The organism is Pseudomonas gregormendelii (assembly GCF_017114825.1).
Classification (GTDB): domain Bacteria; phylum Pseudomonadota; class Gammaproteobacteria; order Pseudomonadales; family Pseudomonadaceae; genus Aquipseudomonas; species Aquipseudomonas gregormendelii.
This window is the reverse complement of record NZ_JADEVO010000107.1, coordinates 1-641: the sequence shown is the minus strand read 5'-3', so window position 1 is coordinate 641 and position 641 is coordinate 1. Positions and strand designations below refer to the sequence as shown.

Genomic DNA, 641 nt, shown 5'->3' with positions numbered 1-641 from the left:
TGCCCGCCCAGGTTGTAGCTGAACTGGCGGGTCAGGTTGTCGATGCGTTTTTCTTCGATCAGGCGATCGGAGGCGTCGTAGGCAAACTGGTAAGCGGCATTGTTTTCATTGACCAATGCCGTCAGGCGAATGGCCTGGTCGTATTCGTAACGGATGCGCTGGCCCTTGGCGTCCTGTCGGCTGCTTGGCAGACCTCGGGCGGTACGTAGCAAGCGTGTGGTCTGGCCTTTACCATCGGTATGCGTCAGGACCTGGCCGAGGGCGTTGTAGGTGAAGGACTCGGCGCTGCCGTCGGGGTGCTGGATGCGCAGCACTTCGCCGTCGGGTTTGCGTTCCAGGGTGGTGGTCTGGTTCAGGGCATCGGTGACGGCGACGAGGTGATGGCGTTCGTCGAAACGGTACCGGGTGTTTTTGCCCGAGCAATCCTGGAAGCGTTCGACCTGGGCCAAGGTGTTCCACCACAGGTATTTGGACTTGTTTGTAGCGTCGATGATGGTGTGTGGCAGGCCGTCGTCGCTGTTGAGGTATTCGGTCTTGTTGCCCAGCGCATCGACTTCGGCGATGAGGTTGCCCTTGGCGTCGTAGCGGGCTTTCCAGGTGCTGCCGTCAGGGTAATCAACCTGCGTGACCAGGGTGGTCAG

1 pseudogene is annotated in these 641 nt (G+C 60.2%); it reads right to left on the bottom strand.

The annotated features are described in order from the left end of the window. Positions 1-641: pseudogene (locus tag IMW75_RS26780) on the bottom strand (type IV secretion protein Rhs); the annotation flags it as partial.